17 protein-coding genes are annotated in these 18,662 nt (G+C 57.7%); 6 read left to right on the top strand and 11 right to left on the bottom strand.

The genetic code is table 11. The features are described 5' to 3' along the window. Positions 1-209: 209 nt before the first annotated feature. Genes CEY11_RS07615 through CEY11_RS07625 form a run of 3 tightly spaced genes read left to right on the top strand, consistent with a single transcriptional unit; the run spans position 210 to position 3,192 of the window. Positions 210-1,382, top strand: coding sequence for an LLM class flavin-dependent oxidoreductase (locus CEY11_RS07615; RefSeq protein ID WP_198958861.1), 1,173 nt, complete (start codon positions 210-212; stop codon positions 1,380-1,382). Between the two features lie 34 nt (positions 1,383-1,416). Beyond that, positions 1,417-2,394 carry a Bug family tripartite tricarboxylate transporter substrate binding protein gene (locus CEY11_RS07620; RefSeq protein WP_088602795.1) on the top strand — a complete coding sequence of 326 codons (978 nt, stop codon included), beginning with the start codon at positions 1,417-1,419 and terminating at the stop codon, positions 2,392-2,394. 18 nt (positions 2,395-2,412) lie between these two features. Further along, positions 2,413-3,192, top strand: a complete 780-nt coding sequence (locus tag CEY11_RS07625; RefSeq protein ID WP_088602796.1) for an alpha/beta fold hydrolase — start codon at positions 2,413-2,415, stop codon at positions 3,190-3,192. A 129-nt stretch (positions 3,193-3,321) separates the two neighbouring features. On the opposite strand, the gene CEY11_RS07630 is transcribed toward CEY11_RS07625, so the two are convergent. Next, positions 3,322-4,032: a GntR family transcriptional regulator gene (locus tag CEY11_RS07630; protein WP_088602797.1), complete on the bottom strand. Its 711-nt coding sequence runs from the start codon at positions 4,030-4,032 to the stop codon at positions 3,322-3,324. A 47-nt stretch (positions 4,033-4,079) separates the two neighbouring features. Continuing rightward, positions 4,080-5,012, bottom strand: coding sequence for an isocitrate lyase/PEP mutase family protein (locus CEY11_RS07635; protein ID WP_088602798.1), 933 nt, complete (start codon positions 5,010-5,012; stop codon positions 4,080-4,082). Between the two features lie 187 nt (positions 5,013-5,199). Here CEY11_RS07635 and CEY11_RS07640 point away from each other — a divergent pair, with 187 nt between their 5' ends. Beyond that, the gene (locus CEY11_RS07640; RefSeq protein WP_088602799.1) at positions 5,200-6,189 is read left to right on the top strand and encodes a Bug family tripartite tricarboxylate transporter substrate binding protein; all 990 of its coding nucleotides are present in this window, start codon (positions 5,200-5,202) and stop codon (positions 6,187-6,189) included. A gap of 118 nt (positions 6,190-6,307) precedes the next feature. Here CEY11_RS07640 and CEY11_RS07645 read toward each other — a convergent pair whose 3' ends face one another. The 5 genes from CEY11_RS07645 to CEY11_RS07665 all read right to left on the bottom strand — a co-directional run bounded on the left by CEY11_RS07645 (position 6,308) and on the right by CEY11_RS07665 (position 11,670). Then, positions 6,308-6,853: a LeuD/DmdB family oxidoreductase small subunit gene (locus tag CEY11_RS07645; RefSeq protein ID WP_088602800.1), complete on the bottom strand. Its 546-nt coding sequence runs from the start codon at positions 6,851-6,853 to the stop codon at positions 6,308-6,310. Then, positions 6,850-8,106 (bottom strand): aconitase/3-isopropylmalate dehydratase large subunit family protein, encoded by a 1,257-nt coding sequence (locus CEY11_RS07650; RefSeq protein ID WP_088603204.1) that lies wholly within the window; start codon positions 8,104-8,106, stop codon positions 6,850-6,852. The genes CEY11_RS07645 and CEY11_RS07650 overlap by 4 nt, the downstream gene beginning before the upstream one ends. 515 nt (positions 8,107-8,621) lie before the next feature. Next, entirely contained in the window at positions 8,622-9,257 is a 636-nt protein-coding gene (gene leuD / locus CEY11_RS07655; protein ID WP_088602801.1) for a 3-isopropylmalate dehydratase small subunit, read from the bottom strand. Next, on the bottom strand, positions 9,257-10,642 hold the full coding sequence (leuC, locus tag CEY11_RS07660) for a 3-isopropylmalate dehydratase large subunit (RefSeq protein WP_233154777.1): 1,386 nt from the start codon (positions 10,640-10,642) through the stop codon (positions 9,257-9,259). Before leuC ends, leuD begins: the two co-directional genes overlap by 1 nt. Before the next feature lie 62 nt (positions 10,643-10,704). After that, a complete protein-coding gene (locus CEY11_RS07665) occupies positions 10,705-11,670 on the bottom strand; it encodes a Bug family tripartite tricarboxylate transporter substrate binding protein (RefSeq protein ID WP_088602802.1) in 966 nt (321 codons plus the stop codon). A gap of 129 nt (positions 11,671-11,799) precedes the next feature. Between CEY11_RS07665 and CEY11_RS07670 the strand changes: the two genes are divergently transcribed. Beyond that, positions 11,800-12,762 carry a LysR family transcriptional regulator gene (locus tag CEY11_RS07670; protein WP_088602803.1) on the top strand — a complete coding sequence of 321 codons (963 nt, stop codon included), beginning with the start codon at positions 11,800-11,802 and terminating at the stop codon, positions 12,760-12,762. 38 nt (positions 12,763-12,800) lie between these two features. On the opposite strand, the gene CEY11_RS07675 is transcribed toward CEY11_RS07670, so the two are convergent. Both CEY11_RS07675 and CEY11_RS07680 read right to left on the bottom strand, forming a co-directional pair. Further along, on the bottom strand, positions 12,801-13,688 hold the full coding sequence (locus tag CEY11_RS07675; protein ID WP_233154778.1) for an isocitrate lyase/PEP mutase family protein: 888 nt from the start codon (positions 13,686-13,688) through the stop codon (positions 12,801-12,803). A gap of 2 nt (positions 13,689-13,690) precedes the next feature. Beyond that, positions 13,691-14,752, bottom strand: a complete 1,062-nt coding sequence (locus CEY11_RS07680) for a TauD/TfdA family dioxygenase (protein WP_088602804.1) — start codon at positions 14,750-14,752, stop codon at positions 13,691-13,693. Positions 14,753-14,898: 146 nt separating this feature from the next. Here CEY11_RS07680 and CEY11_RS07685 point away from each other — a divergent pair, with 146 nt between their 5' ends. Then, a complete protein-coding gene (locus CEY11_RS07685) occupies positions 14,899-15,861 on the top strand; it encodes a LysR family transcriptional regulator (protein ID WP_158215232.1) in 963 nt (320 codons plus the stop codon). Between the two features lie 108 nt (positions 15,862-15,969). On the opposite strand, the gene CEY11_RS07690 is transcribed toward CEY11_RS07685, so the two are convergent. Together CEY11_RS07690 and CEY11_RS07695 are read right to left on the bottom strand one after the other, a co-directional pair. After that, a complete protein-coding gene (locus CEY11_RS07690) occupies positions 15,970-16,893 on the bottom strand; it encodes a LysR family transcriptional regulator (protein ID WP_088602806.1) in 924 nt (307 codons plus the stop codon). Positions 16,894-17,162: 269 nt separating this feature from the next. After that, a complete protein-coding gene (locus CEY11_RS07695; RefSeq protein ID WP_088602807.1) occupies positions 17,163-18,152 on the bottom strand; it encodes a Bug family tripartite tricarboxylate transporter substrate binding protein in 990 nt (329 codons plus the stop codon). Between the last annotated feature and the right edge of the window lie 510 nt (positions 18,153-18,662).

Below are 18,662 nucleotides of genomic sequence, written 5' to 3' on the forward strand. Positions count from 1 at the left end.
CTGGTATGAACTGCATTCATAGGAAGGCTCTTCCGATTTCACTTTGCCGGCTATTTTTCCACGCCTACACTAGCCGCAGCCCTACACACCTGATCGAGGCTACGGGAGTCCGGGTGGCGCAGGACACCGGTCTGGCACAAGTCCTTGGGATCTCGCGCCACCATCCCGCGCCAGCATTCCGATCACGGAAAAATGCCGACGCCTGAGACTTGTCTTTGCCATCTCTACGGGCCTTTCGGGAAAGGGCAAACTTTGACGCAGCTCCCCATTCAGGGGACTCAACAGGAGTATTGAAAATGCCCGCGAAACTCATCGGAATGATTGGTGTCGAACCCCCCAGCACATCCGCCCTGCACATCATTGCGGGAGGGAATATTTCCCCCGATTACGTCACGGAATTCTCGCGCGCCCATGAAGACGCGGGCTTCGACAGCGTGCTCGTGGGATACAACACAGCGTCGGCAGAAGGCTTCAATGTCGCCGCCTATGCCGCGGCACACACCAAGAATCTGGCATTCCTGATTGCCCATCGGCCCGGCGTGGTCGCCCCCACTTTTGCAGCGCGTGCCGCGGCAACGTTCGACCATTTCTCGGGCGGCCGGATTGCATTGCACATCATCTCTGGCTTGAGCGACGCCGAGATGGCGGCCGAGGGAGACTTCAGCACCAAAGAGCTTCGCTACCATCGCGCAGCGGAATACCTGGACATCATGCGCAAGATCTGGACTTCGTCCGAACGCTTCGACTACGACGGCGAGTTTTACAAACTCAAGGGCGCATACAGCGCGGTCAAGCCGCTACAGAATCCCCATGTTCCGCTCTTCTTCGGAGGCTCTTCGACGGGGGCGCTGGAAATGGGGGCGAAGCATTGCGACGTCTATGCCGTGTACGGAGAGCCGTTGAAGGAAACCAGCGATGTCATCGCCGATTTCAGGAAGCGGGCAGCAGAATTCGGAAGAACGCCCAAATTCAACATTTCGTTCCGTCCCGTAATTGCCGATACCGAGGACGAAGCCTGGGAAAAAGCACTCAAGATCCAGAATGATCTGATAGCGCAAAACCTGCCCAAAGAGGCTCGCGACCGTTCCGCCCAGCGCATGCTCGATGCGGCATCGCGCAGCGACATCCACGACGAACGGCTCTGGATGGGGGCCGCCCGTGTCAGCGGAGCGCGCGGCAACAGCTCCTGCCTGGTGGGCACGCCACGGCAGGTCGCAGAGGCAATGCTCAAATACTACCGCCTGGGAATCGAATCCTTCCTGATCCGCGGCTTCGACCCCGTGAACGACACGAAGGAATTCGGAAAAGAGCTCATCCCGCTGCTCAAGGAGGGGGCGCTGCAAGTCGATCGCGAAAAATCTTCAGAGAAGGTAGAAGCTTGATCCGAGGTGGGACGACAATAAAAAGGGAGACATCATGAAGCTCAATAGAATAGCGATAGGGCTTGTCGTTGCCGCTTTCTCGGTCATAGGAACCGCGAGGGCGGACTACCCCAATCGCGCGATCAACCTCATTGTTCCCAACCCTCCGGGAGCCACAAACGATAAATTGGGCCGCATGCTGGGACAATGGCTCAACAAGTATCTGAAGCAGCCTGTCGTCATAGAAAACCGCGCGGGCGCGGCGATGGCGATCGGGACGCAGTACGTCGCCAACTCGCCGCCGGACGGATACACGCTACTCCTTGGAGGAGCCAGCGCTTTCGTCACGAACCCCTTGGTGCGCTCCGACCTACGCTACAACTTCCATCGAGACTTCAAGACAGTTGCGCTGATTGCCAAGTCACCGATGATCTTCCTTGCCAATCCCAGCAGCTCTTTCAAATCGATGCAGGACGTTGTTCAGACGGCAGAAAAACACCCTGGCGAAGTGATGTACGCGACAGCCGGAAGCGGGTCTTCGTTGAACATCGCGACCGAAGGGCTTGCCGCCGACGCAGGAATTCGCCTCGAGCACATCCCCTACCAAGGAAGTGCTCCAGCCATGCTGGCGGTAGTCAAGGGCGAAGTGCCTTTAATGACCGAGGTCGTGTCCGGCGCGGTCGCCTATATCAAGTCTGGCCAGGTTCGGGGGCTAGGAGTCGGATCTGCGCAAAGGCTGCCTTTGTTGCCGAACGTGCCCACAGTCGAAGAGGCAACTGGCATAAAAAATTTCCGCGCAGGAACCTGGTGGTCTTTGACTGTACCTCACGCCACCCCACAGCCCATCATCGAAAAGCTTCGACACGTCGTCGACAAAATCCTGGTGGATCCATCCTTCCAGGCAATATTCCAGAACGACGGCCTGACGATCGCTGCTCCCATGAGCCTGGCGGAAACCCAGGACTATATGGACTCCGAAGTTAAAAGATGGGCAACCCTATACAAGACCGTGGAAAGCCGGCTCGCCAAATAAACACAAGGAAATATTGCTATGCCATTCCTGGATCTCGACGACGCAAGCGTGTTCTGGCGTACCGACGGCCACCCCAACCGCCCCGCCCTGGTACTGGCCAACTCGCTGGGCAGCGATACGGCGCTTTGGGACGGTGTCATTCCGCGGCTTGTGCAGCACTATCACGTCATACGCCTGGATCTGCCGGGCCACGGCGCATCGCGCCTGACCGGGAGCAAAGACGAATGGACTGTCGCAGGGCTGGCTGCCCACGTACTCAAGGCGGCCGACGCCGCCGGCGCAAGTGAATTCGACTTCGCTGGCATTTCCATTGGCGGAATGATCGGCCTGGAGCTTGCCGCCCACAGCAGCCGGGTCAAGCGGCTGATCGTATCGAATACAGCGTCGACGTCGGATCCAAAGATGTGGGCGGATCGCATCCGCACGATAAAGGCAACGGGGCTGCATGCGGCAGTGGACGCTACGATGCAGCGGTGGTTCAGTCCCGGGTTCCTGAAAAGTGATACGCCGCTGCTTGCCACCATCCGCGAACACTTCCTGCAGGTCGACCTGCGGGGCTACACGGGCTGCAGCGCGGCAATCCGCGACCTCGACCTGCAAGCCGGGCTGCCGCACATTCAAGCACCGACTCTGGTCATTTCCGGGGAAAATGATACGGCGATGCCTGCCGGCTCGGCCCAGGCAATCACGCGAGCCATCCCAGGCGCCCGGCATGTGGAGCTGCCCACATACCATATTCCGCACATCGAAGACCCCACGCCCTTCGTCGACGCCGTGCTGGCACATTTGCGGCCCTGAACGACCTGATTCAAAGCTGTATGGGGTTTTCCGACAACATTTCAGGGGCCAATCGAGTTTGGCACTTGTTACCCGGCAGTGCCCAACGGCCCCATAGATAAAAGCAGGCTTTCTACTAAGAGAAGAGTCTCACCCGCCTTCGTTTTCCTGCTTGAACCGCTGGTTCAGGACGTCACGGTTATGCAGGATGTGCTCCGCCATGAGGCCTTCCGCCCGGCTGGCCTCACCGTGTTTGACAGCGGCCGCCAGGCGCAAATGCTCGGAGTAAGCCTCACGGGAGTGCTCTCGCTGGTATAACAGTTGGAGTTCCCCATGGTTGTGCGGCCGCCCCTCGCGATCGAATATCAAGGGCAAACGCCGCACCCGCAACGCGGCTTCGCTTAGCCAGTGATTTCCGGCAATCTCCAAGAACAAGGAGTGAAATTTGAGATTCAGGTCATGCCACGCCAGCGCACGCTCTACCGACCATACCCCGGTGTATAGCACTTCTTGCTGCTTGGCCAGGACTGAATCCAGGCGCGTCATGGCACTTGCATCGAAACCGTTCTGGCATGCGAGGCGGCAAGCGAAGCCCTCTAGATTGGCGCGCAGAGTATAGGCGTCGTACACGTCCTTGAATTGAAAACGTCTAACCACATAGCCACGGTTCGGCAGGTACGCCAGCAACCCCTCGTCCGCCAGCCGAGCCAGAGCGTCGCGCAGCGGAGTCCGTGACACACCCAGTTCGGCAGCCAGAGGCACTTCCATGAGATGGGTGTCGGGAGGCAGCCCCCCCTCATAAATGCGGCTGCGCAAGGTGTCCGCAATACTGAGCGCCCGAGTGGAGAATGTTTTACTCATGAATCGCGCATATGCCGTTCAACCGTAGACGATGCTCGGATGATACCTTAACGATAGCCAAGAGAGCCTTCGTACTTTGCCGCGGCGTCGGCGGGAAGGAATTCCTTCTCGAGTTCATGAATACGTTCCAGTCCCAGGAAGGCATGCATCGCAGCGGTAGGGTGCTGGCGATCCGTCCGGCTTTTTTCATAACGCACTACAGCCTCTACATCATCACGCATAAAGTCGTCGAGATAGTCGACCAGGGCTGCGGCGCTGGCGCGCAAGGCACCCGTGGCGTTAGATACCAATGCCACTCCAATTTCGTTCAGGCGCGCCAGAGGTATTCGCGGAGATATGCCGGCGCGGTTGTAGTGGATCGGCCCATTGATTTCCCGAACACAGCGCACCAGCTCTTCTTCACTGGTGAGCCCTTCCGGGAAAATATGATCTGCGCCCGCATCCAGATAACGATTGGATCGCTCGATCAGTGCGTCAACAGAGCCGCCCGCGACACCACGCGCATCACAACGAGCAATCAGAAGAAAGTCGGGATCCAGTTCCTTGCGCACGTGATCGACGGCACGCAGCTTGCCCACCATCTCCTCCACCGGGATGATCTGCTTGCCGGCAAAGTGGCCACAACGTTTGGGAGCGACCTGATCCTCGATATGGAATCCGGCGACACCCGCAGTGATGAACTCTTCGGCGGTACGTATGGCGTTGATGGCATTCCCATAACCAGTATCGACATCAGCGATCAAGGGGATGGACACGGCATGCGTTATACGCCGAGCGACATCGACCATTTCAGTCATTGTCACCAAACCGACATCGGGTCGCCCCAACAAAGCCGCGGAAACCGCGTATCCCGACAGCCCACAACATTTGAAGCCTGCGCGCTCAGCGACCACTGCGGACAATGCGTCGTAAGTGCCTGGCTTCACGACCGTTTTCCCGGTTTCGAATAGCGCACGCAGCCTGGTGCTGGTTCTAGTCATCAAACGCTCCTATTTCTTGTCTTCCGAGATAGATTGTATACATGAAGGCTAAAATTTTGCAAAAAATCTGGATTTAAAGCAGCTTTTAAAGAATAATGTATCCATGATGGCATGAATCAAGCCAAGGAGCATCCCATCGATCGCATCACACAGCCAACAAAAGCTCCATCGAGACAAAGGTGAAACCATGAAGGGGTTCAAAAGAAACGTGATAGGGAACGCTGTGCTCGCCACTGCGTTTTGCGCTGGCACCCAGGCCTGGGGTTCGACCCACGCCAGCGACTACCCCACCCACCCGTTGCAAATCATCGTTCCCAGCACGCCGGGCGGTAGTGTCGACACACTGACACGAGTGATAGGCAAGCGCTTGTCGCAAGAGTTGAAACAAGCCGTGGTCATCGTGAATAAGCCAGGAGCCGGCGGAACAATCGCCGCAGAGTATGTACAACGCGCGGCACCCGACGGCTACACATTCATGATGGGGACAGTCGCGTCAATGGCCACAAATGTCAGCCTGGAGAAAAACTTACCCTATTACCCACCACGAGACTTTGCCGCGGTTTCTCTGGTTGCCAAGCAGCATCTCGTCTTGGTCACCGGGCCAAAGTTTGCCGCAAAAAGCGTCGCCGACATAATAGCGATGGCAAAGAAACATCCGGGCAAATTATCTTTCGCGTCGGCTGGCGTGGGATCCGCGGGCCATCTATCTGGCGAGCTGTTCAAAATGCTGGCAGGTATAAATCTGCTTCATGTTCCATACAAAGGCGTGTCTCCGGCCCTGATCGACGTAATCAACGGCGACGTCACGATGACCTTCGCCAGCACCATGACAGCACTGTCGCAAGTAAACGAAGGAAAGCTGCACGCATTTGCGGTAACGAGCGAGAAGCGCTCTCCCACGTTCCCAAATCTACCAACAATGGAAGAAGCGGGCGTGAAAGACTTCGTGTCGACCGCCTGGTATGCATTGTTTGCGCCGGCCCATACGCCCCCCAATGTGGTGAAAAAGATCTCGCAGACAGTCGCCGGTATCGTACGTGAAGACGATGTCAAAAAGCACCTTGCATCCGATGGCATGGAACTGGTTGGCAGTACGCCGCAAGAGCTGGCGCGTTTCGACTTGGCGGAAATCAAAAAATGGGCCGCAGTCGTAAAGGCGGCGGATTTAAAGAAATAGATCCGGCAGCTTATGCGGAGCCCGGCAGAGCGTAGGGCCAAACTGCCGGAAGCTGGCCGGGTTCAGGTCGATCCAGCTCGGCCCGTATGCACCAGGGCCGCGCACGTGACACCAGGGCTTATATTGCCGAAGCTACGGGGCCAGCCTGCTGGTCGGGCTGTTCGGCGGGTTTAGGCGCGATGAGGCCCTCGCGTTCAAGTAAAGGATACAGGCCTCCGGCTTCGAGCAGTGCCAATAACTTCGGCGGGAATATCCTGGCGGTCAGCTGCACCCCTGTAGTCAAGTTCTCTACCAGATTCCGCCGCATGTCCACCTGCGCAATCTCACCCTCCTTGAAGGCATCTGATACCCCCGGGCATTCTATTGCGGGAAATGCGAAGTTTACGCAATTACGGAAAAACAACCCGTTGATCGAGTCCGCGACCAAACAAGCCAACCCAAGATTACGCAACGATCGCGCAGCTGGGCGGCTGGAACCCATTCCGAAATTCCTGCCACCAATGATAATGTCGCCCGCCTGCACCTGGCTTGCCCATTCGGGGCGGTTCGCCCTGAAGACATATTTGGCCTGCTCTTCCGGAGTCAGGTAAAACGCCACATTCGGCAGAATCAGGTCGGTATTGATGTCGTCCCCGAACTTCCAGGCTCTAGCTTTGAATTTCATGATTGCAAAACCTCCCTCGGATCAGCAATCACACCGCGAACGGCCGAAGCAGCGACAGTAGCCGGTGACGCCATGAATATACGCGCGCTGGGATCACCCATGCGCCCCTTGAAGTTGCGTGTCGATGCAGTAATGCAAGTTTCTCCCGGCCCCAGTACGCCCATGTGACCCCCGCCACAAGCGCCGCAGGTTGCCGGGGTTACAACGGCACCGGCATCAAGCAGCGTTTCGACGTAACCCTCACGTACAGCTTCTTTATATATGGCCTGTGAACCCGGCGTAATCAGTAAGCGCACGCCGGAAGCCACCTTGCGCCCGGACAGCACCCGTGCAGCCAGCGCCAGATCACTGAGAGTCCCATTGGCGCACGACCCAATAAAGGCCTGATGAATACGAGTGCCTGTCACCGCTCCCACCGGCTCCGAGTTGTTCACGACTTTGTCTGGCAGCGCAACGAGAGGTTCCAGCTTTGACAAATCAATCGTACGTACCGCCGCGTATTCCGCGTCTGCATCGGGATAGACCGCACTAAAGGGCGCGGGATTGCGGCTGCGCACCCACTCCAGCATGATCGGGTCGGGCTCGAATGTCGCAAACTCGGCGGATAACTCTGCGGACATGGTAGTCAGTGTCTTGCGGGCGTTGATATCAAGCCGAGCCATGCCGGAGCCGCCATACTCGACATTCTGCGTGGCATGATCGCCGTATGTACCGGCTATGTGCAGGAATGCATCCTTGGCCGTCACTGCCGGATGCAGCTCCCCCACCAGCTCGTAGCGTATGGTTTCACCTATGCGAAACCATGCCTCCCCCTTGGTGGCGGCATAGAAAACATCCGGGCTGCCAACCCCTCTGGCCGCACAATTGAAAACACCGGCGCCGCATGTGTGAGAGTCTGAACACAGCAGAACCGAGCCCGGTAAGCCGTAGCCATAGTCGGAAACGAGCTGATGGCTGATACCCTGAGATGCCCCCACATCATGAAAGCGCTTTATGCCGAATCTTTCGACGAAGCGGCGTCCCGTGATCTGGGCAGCGGCGCTTGCCTGAGTGGCGGCCGGGACGCGATGATCGAACACAACCACCATCCTTTCGGGATCATGCAATTTCAGAATGTCGCGCCAGACACTGGGCATGAAATTGTTGTCGAACAGAATCACAGTATCTACGTCGACCGTTACCAAGTCCCCTGGCCGGACGGTAGGCTGGCCGCTCTTGCTGGCCAGTATCTTCTCAATGACAGTCATGCCCATCTGTATGCCCCTAATTGCCCCATCGGGCTGACCATGAGCGCGAGGTGACATCGCGCTCATGCACGTTCTAGGTTAATGTATACATTTAAATATGAATTTTTAGATTTTTTCTTTTTGAAAGCCTTGTTTTATTATTATTGTATACATGTATCGCCAAAAAGAGCTAGAAACTTACAAAATATGCGGGCCAGCAGCACATGAGCAGCTTGATTCTTAGAGTGAGGCACGAAAGCAAATAGCTAAAGACCGGGCGCGGCGATTGCGAGAACTCGGGACGTTCCACGCTGAAAAAAGTGTCATTGGGCTTGTCGGCCTATTGATTCGGGCCATATCGAGCCAATCGATCACGCACTGCAGTTACATGCTCCGCAGCAACTTCCCCGACACTGGCTCGCATGCCGCTGCGCCTACCGCTACCCAATGACGCCCTCGTGACGTACTCGTGCCAGCATGAACATGCCGGAGACTCCAGGCCAACAGCGTCGCGTACACAGCAGCGGCGCCCGACAAATCGTTCAAGATTGATCGGAGTTGTCGTGAGGCAGTGACCAAGGAGCAATGCGGTAATAGTCACGCTCGAATGCCGCGACGGCCGGCAACATGGACAGCGTCAGCTCGATTTCGTCCACACCGTGCAGCAGCAGTTCCCGATGAAAGGGATCAATGGCGAATGTATAGGCCGACCCATGCCAATCGCACACTTGTTGCCGCCCCAGATCCACAACGAGATGCTGGCCTGGCTGTGACACCAGTTCTGTGCGCATCCGCGCGCATACGTCAGACGCCAAACGTACGGGTACGATACCGTTGCGCAGGCAATTACGGTAGAAGATATCTGAAAAGCTTGGTGCGACAACACATCGCACCCCGTAGTCGTAGAGCGCATAGGCCGCCCCTTCTCGCGAAGAGCCGCAACCAAAGTTGTGATTCGCCACGATAATGGGCGCATCACGGAACGCAGGGCGATTGAGTACAAACCCGGAGATCTCCTTGCCGCAGTCATCGAACCGCTGATCGTGAAACAGATAACTTCCATAGCCCAGTTCTCGTGGCTTTTTCAGGAAGCGGGCCGGCAAAATCTGGTCTGTATCCACATTCTCTGCATCGAGGGGCGCGGCAATAGCATCGAGCATTGTGAAAGGCTGCGCCATTACCAGGCCCCCAGCTTGCGCACATCCGTCAAGCGCCCCGTGACCGCGGCAGCGGCAGCCATGGCCGGGCTCATCAAATGCGTGCGAACGCCTCTACCTTGACGCCCTTCGAAGTTGCGGTTCGATGTGGATGCGATACGATCACCTGGCGTTCCGAGGTCGCCATTCGTACCTACGCACATGGAACATCCTGCATGACGCCATTCGAACCCAGCCTCTTGGAATACGCGATGGAGTCCCTCGGACTCAGCTTGGTGCCGCACAGTTTCCGAGCCAGGAACCACCAAGCTGGCGACATGAGCCCGGCGCCCGCGCACAATCGCGGCCGCAGCACGCAGATCCTCGATGCGGCCATTCGTACACGAGCCGATGAAAACGCGATCGACGGGCAGGCCTTCCAGCGGGATTCCGGGCGCAAGCCCCATCACACGCAATACATGCCGAAGCCGCATTTTATCCGTCGGATCCCGTGCATCATCCGGGTCGGGAATATGGCCATCAATAGGAAGAGCGTCTTGGGGACTCGTTCCCCAGGTCACCATCGGCGCCAACATTTCAGCATCCAAGGTAAGTTCCCGATCGTAGCTCGCTCCCGGATCCGATGCCAACAACCGCCAGTTACCCACGGCACGATCCCATGCGGCACCGGCGGGTGCATAAGGCTTGTCGCATAGGTAAGAGTACGTAGTGTCATCCGGCGCCACCATACCGGCTCGTGCGCCAGCCTCGATGGACATATTGCACACAGTCAACCTTTCTTCGACCGTCATGCCGCGAACGGCCGCGCCGGCATACTCGATGACATAGCCGGTGGCGCCCCCTGTGCCGATCCGCGCGATGATACCCAGAATTACATCCTTCGCCGTGACGCCACGGGGAAGGCGGTCTTCAATCGAGATCCGCATGACCTTGGGGGTCGTTTGCCAAATCGTTTGTGTAGCCAGCACATGCTCGTTCTCGGACTGGCCTATACCGAACGCCAGGCATCCAAGAGCACCATGCGTGGACGTGTGGCTGTCGCCACACACCAACACAAAGCCAGGCAGCGTCAAACCCAGCTCGGGCCCGACCACGTGTACGATGCCCTGGCGCGGATCGTCCAGTTCGAACGCGGTGAGCTCATTCGCCGTGACGTTGTTGTGAAACGTCGTAAGCATGTGTCGGATTTCCGCACCCGGAGCGTCCTCCAATTTGCGGCCGACGGTCGGCGCATAGTGATCCGCTGTGCCAAACGTCTGCGCCGGACGACGCACCTTGAGCCCACGGCTGGCCAGATTCCTGAAGGCATGGAAAGAACCCTCGTGCACCAGATGCCGATCGACATAGAGCAGCGAGTTCTCGCCGCGCCGGGCGATGACGTGTCGATCCCAGATTTTGGCAAACATGGTGCGTGGGCCAGTCCGCGGTGTGGCCATTGCGTTACCCACTGTCATTTTTTACAGCCTCGTTATTGCGGTGTAATACCGGCGCTTCTAATCAATTCCGCATATATGGCAACGTCATTTTTAAACCGCTTCGAGAACTCGGCGGGCGTATTTGGAGGCAGCACAGCCAGGCCTTGCTTGCTAAGGAAATCACGTACGTCCGGCATTTTCATGATCTTCATGACGGCGGCATTGATCTTTTGGACAATCGGCTCTGGCGTGCGCGCAGGCGCCATCAGGCCGTACCAGGGTTTGACGTCGAAACGCGTATAGCCCAGCTCGTCCATAGTGGGAACATCGGGCAACTCGGGCAAACGCGCCGAGGCGACTACCGCAAGCGCCCGTATGCGGCCGCTCAGTATGTGCGGCATGACGACTACGGGGTTGGAAAAAATAATATCGACTCGACCCGCCAGCAAATCGGTCAATGCCGGCGGGCCGCCCTTGTATGGCACATGCAGCATCTGGACATCCGCTAAGCGAGAAAACAGGACACCCGAAAGTTGCCCGGTGCTGCCAATGCCGGTCGATGCATATGTCACTCTTCCAGGATGAGCTTTGGCGTATGCAATCAACTCTTTCGTGGACTTGACGGGCAACGCCATGCTCGACGCCAGCACCGTATGCGCCTCGACGACATTGGCGACCGGCGCAAGATCACGCACTGGATCGTAGCTCAGTTTCTTGAACAGGCTGACGCTGACGGCGTTGATAGAGGTTCCCATGTACAGGGTGTACCCATCTGCAGGCGCGTGGGCCACGATGGCTCCAGCGATGTTGCCCGTTGCTCCGGGCTTATTCTCGACGACGATCGGCTGGCCCAACAACGGCCCCAGTTTTTCGGCCAGGAGCCGCGCTACCGTGTCGACGGCACCACCGGCGGGATAGCCAACCAGTAAGTGCACAGGCCTACTCGGATAAGCATCAGGCGCGGCAAATGCGAGCGCATGCAGCAAGAGTAGGCATATCGCCACCACGTTACGCTTCATTATGTTTCCTCCTTCTGGGACTATGTCCGCAGTGCCTGCGGATTGAATTCTGTGTATCCCAAAGATTACTTGCCGTAATTAATAGTGTCTATTACTATATTTTGAATAATATAAAGATCAAATCTAATAATGTACGGCGTGACTTTCAAGCAGCTACAGGCGTTCGTAGTGCTCGCACAAGAGCAAAATTTTGGCCGGGCGGCAGAGCGGCTGCATGTCACCCCGCCCACCATCACCGCCACGATCAAAACGCTCGAATCGACCATCGGCATGCGACTGTTCGATCGATCTACGCGATCTGTAACGCTCACCGTGCACGCAGAGAACTTCCTGCCGATAGCCGAGCGCCTGCTCGACGACCTAGCGCGGGCACTGGAAGACCTCAAGGCATTCAAAAATCGGCGCAAAGGCTCGGTTATTGCAATCGGAGCCACATCTTTCATGGCTCACGTGCTCGCTCCCGCTGTGGCGAAGCTGGCCAGTTCGAGCCCCGAAATCAAGGTGCGGATGATCCAGGAATCCACACTGCGAGTGACGCAGGAAGTACTGGACGGCAAAGCAGATTTCGGAATTACCGCTCTCAAGGAAACCGGGCCAGACCTGGTCAGTATCCCATTGGTTACGGACAAGTTCGGCATCGTTTGCCATCGCGACCATCCTCTGGCGGCTCAGGATGGGCCGATCGAACTCCGCGACGCCGCCCGGTATCCCGTCATCGGGCTGAACCACGCCAACGGCCTGCAGATTGCGCTGGCGGCCAATAATCGCATTCCTATCGAGTTCCGTTCGCCATTGCGAGAGGTTTCGACAATAAACCTCATGGAGCCCTTTCTGGAGCAGAACGTGTGTGTAGCCCTACTGCCCGCACTGGGTGCGCGCGTCGTGCAACGCCCTTCGCTGGTATTCCGGCCTGTACGGATTGCATTGAGCCGCAATTTGGATTTGATACTACCCCGGCATCGCAGCCTCACACCTGCGGCACAGGCGCTGATCGGTTTAATGTGCGAGCAGCTTCACCTATTGCGCAATGAGCCCATGCTGCGCATCGCGAACTCCATGGAAGAACTACGGGCGCTCACCACCGTCGTTTGAAGACAACCTTACGTACCAGGAGAGCCGAGCGCCCTCAGTCAAGCCTTCGAAGCGGACATGGGAGTATCTTGAAAGCGGGTACGCAAAGCATCCCATTCCTGGGCCCCGAAGCGATTGAAGGTCTGGGATACCCGCGGCGCGCCCGGAGGCGTGGGATGCATATGCGTCATCTTCAGCTCTTCCAGAACAGTGTCACAGACGCCAATCACCGACTTGCTCAACAACCCAGGCAATATTGCAAGTACATAGCCCATTTGAGCGGCTTCACGCAGATCCAGCAACGGCGTCTTGCCGCCAAACACCACATTAAGCATGCACGGGCCGCCAACGGCCACTGGCACCTGGGCAACCTCATCAATGGTCTGGGGGCCTTCCAGAAATACCAAATCGGCCCCACAGTCGAGAGCCATCTTGCAACGATCCACGGCTTCTTCCATGCCAACGACCGCGCGGGCATCGGTTCTGGCAATAATCAGAAAGTTGGGGTCGGAGCGCGCATACGCGGCGGCACGGATCTTCGCCGCGAACTCCTGACGAGTTATGACCTCTTTGTCGTCCAGATGCCCGCAGCGCTTGGGGCTGACCTGATCTTCGATATGAATCCCTGCCGTTCCGGCCCGCTCATGTTCTTGCACAGTACGAACGACATTCAGCTCATTCCCGTAACCCGTGTCTCCGTCGGCAATCAGCGGTATGTCGATCGAGCCGTTGATACGCCTGGCGGCATCGACCATTTCCGTCATGGTGATCAAACCCAAATCGGGATATCCCAATGCCATAGAGGTACCGGCACCGGTCATGTAGGCAACCGGAAACCCCGCCTGCTGTATCGCCCTAGCAGTAATGGCGTCATAGCAACCCGGGGCGACGACCATGTCTTGGCCCGAAAGTATGGCGCGCAGGCGGCTGGTCTTCATATTAGACATGATCAGTTCGGCTCCAGCGAAAACGTCAGACGAGTGCCCGGGACAATAATGCCTCCACGATCGCCGGCTTGCGTCGACCCATATCTGGCGGCGAACACATCCGGCAAGGGCCGGCCCGCCAGCGGTGCAAGCCAGAGCCGTAACAGGTGGCGCTTACGTTCCGGCTCGGGCCAATCTTCGAAGTCGGTACGCGAGTGCATGATCTGATGATTGTGCAAAAATTGCATGTCGCCAGGCAAAAAGTCCATCTTCAGGCTGAGCCCGGCTTCGTTGCTGAGCTGATCCAGCATGTCGATGGCCGCAAGCTCGGTATCGGTGAGACGGCGCGCCCGAGGAAAGTTCTGCTGGGCGCTGCGAATATATTGCCCGACGTAGATTGTAGTCAGTTCGCCCGCATACCAATTAAAGACTGGCATATCGAACCAGGGATCCATGCCAACGGGCACTTCGCCACGGCGATCCGTCGGGTAGGCATGGAACAGTGCCTCGGCGAGCTCAGGGTATCGCGCACGCATTTCGTTATATAGGGCCACCGAACTCAGTATGCGGCTTTCCCCGCCGCTGCGCGCGGCCTTCAGACACAGCAGACCCACAATGTCGCAAGAGTCGGTATGGTATTCCAGCTGCTTGTTGGTTTGGTAATAGCGCGTTCCACCATTGCGTATGTCAGCCCCCAGATCGCGGACATGGCCCAGCAGATGGCCTTTGGCGTTCTGCGAGCGAAAGCTTCCCAAATGCGCACCGATTCCCAAGTAAATGATCGCAGCCTCTTGCTCGCTGTAGCGATCGATGGGCAGCCCGCGAATCAGGAAAAATCCATGGCCGTGCAGCAGGTCATGCAGGATGCTGTGAAGCTGGTTTGCCAGCGACTCCAGTGGAAACGTGGTCGCGTTGATATCCGCGATCTGGAAATCATGTTGCTTGAATGACTTCAGGGCCGCGTCGATCTCAGCGACGTCGAACCGGGTCAGCCGATATATCCAATTTTCGCTGGACGCCATCTGTGAGCCGTACCAGACAGACGGGCCTTCGATGCGAGCGGGCACCGGGAATGGAGCATCCATAAGTCTCTTTTTCCTGCATCGATGATTGACGATAAATGGAGTCTATATCTGCAAAAATATATAGTAAAATGAATAATATCGATGTATATATCGAATTATTCAATAGTATCAAGCTGGCAGCTGCAGTACTTTCTATGGCTCTCGGAATGAAAAACATCACTTTCAAGCAGATCCGGGCTTTCGCCACGGTGGCGCGAGAGCGTAATTTCACGCGGGCGGCCGAGTCGCTGCACGTCACGCAATCCACTCTGACGTCCGCAATCAAGCTGCTGGAAGCCGAAATCGGCTTGCCACTATTTGACCGATCCACGCGTACGCTGGCTTTGACGCCGCAAGGCGAACGCTTCCTGCCCAGAGCGCAGCGCCTGCTGGAAGAACTAGAAGATTCGCTGGACGACTTGGCCGGGCTGGCGACGGGACAATGGGGTTATGTCACGGTCGCCGGCGCCGCATCTTTTATCCAATATGTTCTGGCGCCGGCCGTGGCCGTGCTAGCGAAAAAACACCCGGGTATCGCCGTCAGGTTGTCCGAAGACACCACTGAAGTGGCAACGCGCAAGGTTCTGGCCTCCGAAGCCGATTTCGGAGTCGTGACACTCACCGAGAAAGTGCCTCAACTCGAATCAATCAAACTGCTCACTGACAGGTACGGCGTGGTGTTCCCTCGCCACCACCCCCTCGATAAAAAGCGCGAACCGATTACATGGGCCGAGCTGCAAGAGCACACGGTGATCGGACTACACCCAAACAACGGAATCCGTTCTTTGATTGATCGGCAAGCAGACATTCCGGGCAGTTTGAAGCGCCCTGCCTACGAAATCAACGCCATGCCCTCGCTTCTGCCGCTACTGGAACAGAAGATCGGCTGCGCAGCGCTACCGTCGATGGCGGCCGCGCCACTCGTCGCGGCAGGAATGCAGTTCAAGCGGCTGACACAGCCCGACCTGTACCGGCAGCTCCATGTGTTCAAGAAGAAGAACCGCAGCCTGACACCTTCGGCACTGGCGCTGCTGCAGGCCACCGCGGAGTCGCTGCAACGCCTGCGTGCGAACCGCGACATTCATGTACATGCCACCGAAACCACTCTGCAGGTCTTTGGCGAGGCCTAGACGATGCCTCTTCGGTTCTACCTCTATGCCATCATCAGCCACTGCCCAAATCCCGGCGGCCGCCCAAACGCCATAGAAGTGTTCTTGCCCGGTCTGGAATCCGGTGGCCTACGCCGCGCCCATGCTGCGCGCCGCGCGCTTCACGCAGTCGATCAGCCATGACACTGCCGGGTCGGCATCGTAACGCCCATGCCAGACGAGATATAGCGGGGTCGGCAGCATCTTGAAGGGCAAAGCATGGACGCTGAGGTCGAAGGCCTGGGCAAAGCCATTGCGCATGGGCTCGGGCACCGTGCACAGGTAGCCGGTCTCCGCCGCGGTTGCGAGCATTGCATAGTAGGTCTGCACCGAAGCCCCGACGCGGCGCCGCAGCCCCAGCTCCGACAGCGCAGCATCGACTCTATTGGTGTGCGAGTCCCGCCTGAAAACGACGTGAGGCCGCTGCAGGAAAAGCTCGAAAGGCATCTCGGTCGACCCGGGGGCATCGGCGTTACGCACCATCGTCACGAAGCCCACCTCGACAAGAGGCTCGGAACGGATGCGGGCGCCATGAAAAGGCCGCCTGGAAACCACGAGGTCGATGTCTCCGCTTTCCAGCATGGCCTCTGTGGTGTCCGCATACGGCGACGGCACGCTGTGAATGACGGCCCCGGGCGCTTCGGAGCAGGCCAGGCGCACGATTTTCGAGAACAGCCAGCTTTCCACCAAGTCATTGGTGCCCAGTCTGAATACGATTTCGGCTGTCGCCGGGTCAAATGACGAACGCACTCTCAGGGCGGTAGAGATTTTCTGCAGCGCATCCTGAATGGGGCCGATGATTTCCGCCGCCATGGGCGTGGGCACCAGGCCCGTACGGCCCGGTACAAACAGCGAGTCGCCCACACATTCCCTGAGCCTGCGCAAAGCATGGCTGACTGCGGATTGGGTAAGAGAAAGCTGTTCTGCCGCGCGGCTGACACTTCTGGCTTCCCACACCACCACGAAGACGGAAAGCAGGTTGAGATCCAGCGACTGAATGTTGAATCGACTCATGATGGCAACGGAATGCGGTAGATATAACCCATATTGCAGGATGCCTATCTTATCTAATACAACGCACCTACATACCCGCAGGCCCGGCAGGCGATTGCGGCCGAGCCCCGCAGACACAGCGCCGACGCGCGGCCGCTACGCAAATCCAGGCGCGGCCAGGCGCCCGGCCGACGCAGCGCCGGGGGCCGGCCCTACCTCGAATGCGCCCGGCCTGCCCGTTCGAGCCCGTATTCCGAGCGCCCCGGGCTGCTTTCATCTCAACCAGAAACTCAAGGCTTGATTCCGCCATTGGCCAAGACCGTCTTGTAAAGCGCACTCCACCGCTCACCTTCCTGGGCCAGAAAGTCCTGAATTTCCTTGGCGCTTCTAGGCACGGTGAATATCAGGCCATCTTGTTTGAAGGCAGCCTGAAAGGACGGCTCGTCCAGCACTCGATAAACGGCTTTTCTGAGCTTGTCGACCGCAGCGTCCGGTGTGGCCTTTGGAACCTGCAAAGACCACCACGTCCAGGCGATGAAATTCTGCATGCCGGTCGCCTCGCCAACCGTCGGCACATCGGGCCATAAAGGCAGCCTTTGGGCAGTCCCTACGGCCAGCGGCCGGGCCTGGCCCGCCTTGACCATGGCAGCAGCCCCCGAAACCACTTCGGTCATCAGCGGAACGTCGCCCCTGATCAAGGCCAGCATGGCGGGGGCGTCCCCTTGATACGGCACGTGTTGAAGATGGATCCCCGCATTGGCGGCAAAACCCTCGGACACCAAGTGCATCGATGTTCCGGTTCCTCCCGTTGCGTACATGACCTTTCCGGGGCTCTTTTGCGCCGCCCGGATGATGTCCTTCATGGACTTGTACGGGCTATTCGGATTGGCGAGAAAGGCCATGGGCGCTTCGGCAATAATCGCGACCGTCTTGAAATCGCGCGCCAGGCTATAGGTGACGTCTTTCCGAACCAGCGGGTTGACGAAAAACGTGGACGCCGAACCGGCCAGCACGGTGTAGCCGTCCGGGGCCGAGCGTTCCACGTATTGAGCACCGATCGCCGTTGCGGCGCCAGCACGGTTTTCTACAACGATCGGCTGCTTGAGCTCCTTATTGAGATGATCGCCCAGTATGCGTATGAGCTTGTCATTGGTGCCGCCTGGCGGATAAGGCACCACCATGTGAATCGGCCGATCCGGATAATCGGCATGCGCCGCGCCGGCAAAACATCCGGCGGCCATGGCCACGACGGCAAGCGCCGCCTTGAGATTGCGGTTCATCTATGTGTCTCCTTCAATTGTCCCACTCTCGAGAGTGAATGTTGTCGAATCTGTGTGCTCTGTGCGCCCTGTTGCGGCATGCATGCAGAGCCATTACCGGAACAGAGGAATTTGCGACCTGCTGGACTTCTGCGCGCCGCCTGTGACTCTCGCGGCCGTCCGCCGGCTCTTTTATTTTTTATAGAATCCTATTATTTAGTACATAGTTTCAACATTTGATGAATTCTATTGTGAGCCATTTTCGATGTCAATATATGCGATATATTTCCCATCTATCAGGACAAAACAGGCATCAAGATCGACGGCCGGCGGTGCAATCCACATATGCGGCGAGGCTCTCATTACCGGCACGGGCCGCGGCCAATAGGGGATCGTCCGTCCGCGCACGCTCACGCCTTCGAGATATGAACGACGTTCATACTCTGGCTATTCCGATTTCACTTTATTCGTTGCGCCCCGCCGCTTATATTGACTCCAACGCGGTGCTTAAAGTTTTCAAAGGCTGCTTGC

This window comes from Candidimonas nitroreducens (assembly GCF_002209565.1).
Classification (GTDB): domain Bacteria; phylum Pseudomonadota; class Gammaproteobacteria; order Burkholderiales; family Burkholderiaceae_B; genus Candidimonas; species Candidimonas nitroreducens.